Source organism: Burkholderia sp. Se-20378, assembly GCF_017104665.1.
In the GTDB taxonomy this organism is placed as follows: Bacteria; Pseudomonadota; Gammaproteobacteria; order Burkholderiales; family Burkholderiaceae; genus Burkholderia; species Burkholderia lata.
On the sequence record NZ_JAAGPG010000678.1, the window covers coordinates 1 to 3,809 of the forward strand.

A 3,809-nucleotide genomic window follows, 5' to 3' on the forward strand; every position below is an offset into this window, starting at 1 on the left:
TGCTGGAAGACCTGATGCCGCTCGCCGATGCGAAAACCATCGACATCGGCATCGAAGACGGCCCGGACACCTCCGTGCCCGTCGACGAGCTCGAACTCGTATCGCTCGTGATGAACCTGGTCGACAACGCGATCCGCTACACGCCGCCAGGCGGACGCGTGGACCTGGCGACGCAACGCACGGACACGCATGCGTGCGTGACGATCGTCGATACCGGCCCGGGCATCGCGCCGCACGAACGCGCGCGCGTGTTCGATCCGTTCTACCGGGTGCCGGGCAATGCGCAGATCGGCTCCGGGCTCGGCCTGTCGATCGTGAAGATCGTCGCGGACCGGATGGGCGCCGACATCGCGCTCGCGTATGCGGACGAAGCGGAATCGCGCGGGTTGCGCATCTCGGTGCGGATTCCGCTCGAGCGACCGCCTGGCGCGACGCAGCCCGACCGCCCCGCCGACACGCCGGCGCAACACGCACCGCGCGACGGACACCGCACTTGAGCGTCAGCCGCCGATCGTCCCGCGATCGATCTTGCGCGACAGGATGATCGACGTCGTCGTGCGTTCGACGCCTTCGAGCGTGCCGATCTGGTCGAGCAGGTCGTTGAGCCGTTCGGGCGAATCCGCGCGCAGCCACGCGACGTAGTCGTACTCGCCGCTCACCGCGCACAGCAGCTGCACCTCGGGCATCCGGTCGAGCTTGCGCAGCACGTCCTTGCCGAACTTCGGCGTGAGGATGATGCCGACGTACGCGTAAATGCTCGCGTCGAGCACGTCCTGCCCGAGCCGGACGCTGTAGCCGGCGATCACGTTGGTGCGTTCGAGCCGCGCGATGCGTGCGACGACCGTCGTGCGCGCAACGTCGAGCTGGCGCGCGAGATCCGCGACGCTGGCGCGCGCATCGGCCTGCAGCAGCGCGACGAGTTGCCGGTCGAGATCGTCGAGTTGGTCGAGGCGGGGTGGACGCATGAGGCTGGGCCGGGGCACGACGCGCCGGCTGAGTGGAAGGTGACGCGATGATAGCGCCGAACGCCGGCCCGCCCAAACGCCATCGTCCGGAGCCGATACGAACCTTTCAATTTCGATTCGTATCGGATGTAAGCAAGTGTCGCATTCACTGCTGCGCCGCACGCAACGTGCTACTAATAGCAGGCGACGCGAGAAGCGCGCTTGCGGCAGTTGCCGCCGCGCCCGCTCGCAAGACACCACCCCGGAGAGCCAACCATGAAGAAAATCTCGCTCACCCTCGCTACGCTCGCCGTTGCAGCCAGCGCGTTCGCGCAAACCCCGGCACAGCCGCAGGCGCCCGCCCAGGCCACGACGGCCGCGGCTTCGGCCCCGAGCGCCGAGCAGCGCGAGGCGCGCCACGAAGCGCGCGTCGAGCAGCGTATCAAGTACCTGCACGACCAGCTGAAGATCACGTCGGCGCAGGAACCGCAGTGGAAGACGTTCGCCGACACGATGCGCGACAACGGCGACACGATGGGCCGCCTCTATCGCGAACGGATGGCCAAGCACGACGTCTCCGCGCTCGACGACATGAAGCAGTATGCGGAACTGTCGCAGGCGAACGCCGACGGCGCGAAGAAGCTCGCCGACTCGTTCGCACCGCTCTACGAGAGCTTCCCGGCCGACCAGAAGGCACTGGCCGACACGACGCTCCGCAGCTGGCTGCATCACGGCGGCGAACATCGCGGACAGGGCACGACGAAGGGAAAGGAAAGCCAGGCGGCACCCCAGCCGGCCCACCGCGACCCCGCGCGCCCCCGACCCCCCCACCCCCGTCGCCCTACCACCGGACCGCGTTACAGCTTTCCCGCCCTTCCCGCCATGCTCGAACTCAAGCAAATCGACCTGCGTACCGATCCGCAGGCCCGTCGCGTCGTCAAGGACGAAACCGTCGCCGTTTCCTTCGCAGAAGCCGACGGCGAACTGATGAGCCTCGAAGGCCCGAACCGCTATGTCGCGGGCGACGCGTTGATCACGGGCTCGACCGGCGACCGCTGGGTCGTGTCGCGCGCGCGCTTCGACGCCAAGTACCTGCCCGCCGATCCGGCGCTCGCACACGGCGCATCGGGCGCTTACCGGAACCGGCCGGCCGTCGTGCTCGCCCGCCGGATGGACGAGCCGTTCACGATCGCCCGCTCGGAAAACGGCGACACGCTGCGCGGCGTCGCCGGCGACTGGGTGATGCAGTACGCGCCCGGCGACTACGGTGTCGTGCAGGCGCAGCGCTTCGCGCAGGTCTACCGCGACGCGTAATGCAGCGCGCCGGCATTGCGCCGGCGCGGACGGTCATCAAGCAAAGTCTTCGCCGAGTTCGAGTTCCGCGTCGCGCTCGACGGCCTCGCCGGCCGCGTGACGCTCCTCGAGCGACCCGAGCATCGCTTCCGTATACGCATGCAGCACCGCATGGCTGCGTGCCCGTTGCATCGGCTTGAGCGCCAGATAGCGCGCGAGCGCGGCCGGCACGATGCGGATATCGAGCGTCATCCGCTTCGGCGCCGAGCCGAAACGCATCGCCAGCCACTGCACGGACAGGAACCGCCCGCGCGCGTCGCTGCTTTCGGCGAAACGCGTCTGCTCCGGAAAGAGATCGCAGATCACGCGTGCGAGCGCGTCGAATTCCGCGCTCTGGCATTCGATCAGATAGTCATCCATCCCGTCTCTCCCGTCAGGCTGCCGATTGCGACGGCCGGCATGCCTTCACCAGCACGACGACCAGGATCGCGGCCAGCACGAAATACGCGGCCTCGACCCAGCCGGCCGGCAGCACGCGCACCTGGTACAGCAGCGCCGGCGCAGCCGCCAGCGCATGCAGCACGATCGCGAGCGGCAACACGCCCGCGCGGCCGGCGCGCACGCCGCGCCAGACCAGCACCGACAGCGCGAGCTGCAGCACGAATGCCGTGCAGCGTTCGAGCAGCAACAGCAGGATCGACTGCGCCGACAGCGTCGCGAGCGTCACCTGCAGCCGCACGACGGTATCGCCCGGCAGGTCGGCGAGTTGCGTTTCGAGCTGGCCACGGCTCGCGAGCCACGCGAGATACGACCACTGGCCCCACACGAGTACGCCGACGAACCACGCTTCGGCGCCACCGTGACCGATCCCGTAGCCGATTCCGCGGCTGTCGCCGGCCGACGACGGGCCATAGCGGCGGTTCAGGAAACGCATCCCGAGATAGCGGCCGACTTCCTCGAATACGGCCGTCGCGAGCGCGCTGTACGCGACGAACGCGAGCGGCTGCGTGAGCCAGCCATCCGGCGGCGTCTGGCTCAGTACGAGCCCGTGGAACGCGCGTTCGAGGATCATCGCGAACAGCGTGAAGACGGCCACGCCGACGATCGTGTCGCGGCGGTTCAATGCCAGCGGCTTGCGCAGAATACGGTAGAGGACGAGCGGCAGGAGCGCGATGATCAGCGTGGCGGCGATCAGCACCGCCAGCGTGACGGGAGCGACAGTCATGTATTTCCTTGTTCGGGGCAGCGCACCTGACGCGCTGCGTGCCCCGAATGATACTCAGCTTGCGGTCGACGCGCGCGCAACCAGCTCGCCCGGCAACAGCGAGACGCGTACGTCGCCCGCCGCGCCGTCGATCCGCTCGTGCACGAATTCGACGGCCTTGTAGCCGATTTCGTAGGTCGGCTGGCGAATCGTCGTGATTCCGATCAGCTCGGCCCATTCCGGATCGTCGATCGACAGCAGCGCTGCCCTCTGCTGCCATGCGGTGCCGAAACGCGCGCGCAGGTGGCGCGCGATCGCGAGTGCGACCGGCGCGTTCGCGGCGAACAGCGCCGCGCGCACACCGCGCC

6 protein-coding genes and 1 pseudogene are annotated in these 3,809 nt (G+C 68.5%); 3 read left to right on the plus strand and 4 right to left on the minus strand.

The annotated features are described in order from the left end of the window. The coding region (locus G3N93_RS35915) for a HAMP domain-containing sensor histidine kinase (protein ID WP_206135133.1) at positions 1-497 on the plus strand (497 nt) is incomplete at its 5' end. 3 nt (positions 498-500) lie between these two features. On the opposite strand, the gene G3N93_RS35920 is transcribed toward G3N93_RS35915, so the two are convergent. Next, positions 501-965: an Lrp/AsnC family transcriptional regulator gene (locus tag G3N93_RS35920; protein ID WP_006481526.1), complete on the minus strand. Its 465-nt coding sequence runs from the start codon at positions 963-965 to the stop codon at positions 501-503. 255 nt (positions 966-1,220) lie between these two features. Here G3N93_RS35920 and G3N93_RS35925 point away from each other — a divergent pair. Further along, positions 1,221-1,763 (plus strand): annotated as a pseudogene (locus G3N93_RS35925) (Spy/CpxP family protein refolding chaperone); the annotation flags it as partial. A gap of 63 nt (positions 1,764-1,826) precedes the next feature. Then, positions 1,827-2,258, plus strand: a complete 432-nt coding sequence (locus G3N93_RS35930; RefSeq protein WP_174933957.1) for a PGDYG domain-containing protein — start codon at positions 1,827-1,829, stop codon at positions 2,256-2,258. Between the two features lie 36 nt (positions 2,259-2,294). Here G3N93_RS35930 and G3N93_RS35935 read toward each other — a convergent pair whose 3' ends face one another. The 3 genes from G3N93_RS35935 to G3N93_RS35945 form a co-directional block, all read right to left on the minus strand. Next, on the minus strand, positions 2,295-2,657 hold the full coding sequence (locus G3N93_RS35935; protein ID WP_206135134.1) for a DUF3022 domain-containing protein: 363 nt from the start codon (positions 2,655-2,657) through the stop codon (positions 2,295-2,297). Between the two features lie 13 nt (positions 2,658-2,670). Next, positions 2,671-3,462 (minus strand): YhfC family intramembrane metalloprotease, encoded by a 792-nt coding sequence (locus G3N93_RS35940; RefSeq protein ID WP_206135135.1) that lies wholly within the window; start codon positions 3,460-3,462, stop codon positions 2,671-2,673. Positions 3,463-3,516: 54 nt separating this feature from the next. Beyond that, a partial coding sequence (locus G3N93_RS35945; RefSeq protein ID WP_206135136.1) for a substrate-binding domain-containing protein occupies positions 3,517-3,809 on the minus strand: 293 nt, incomplete at its 5' end.

Coding starts and splice junctions, on each gene's coding strand:
- G3N93_RS35920 (WP_006481526.1), bottom strand. CDS start 965: ATGCGTCCACCCCGCCTCGACCAACTCGACGATCTCGACCGGCAACTC.
- G3N93_RS35940 (WP_206135135.1), bottom strand. CDS start 3,462: ATGACTGTCGCTCCCGTCACGCTGGCGGTGCTGATCGCCGCCACGCTG.
- G3N93_RS35930 (WP_174933957.1), top strand. CDS start 1,827: ATGCTCGAACTCAAGCAAATCGACCTGCGTACCGATCCGCAGGCCCGT.
- G3N93_RS35935 (WP_206135134.1), bottom strand. CDS start 2,657: ATGGATGACTATCTGATCGAATGCCAGAGCGCGGAATTCGACGCGCTC.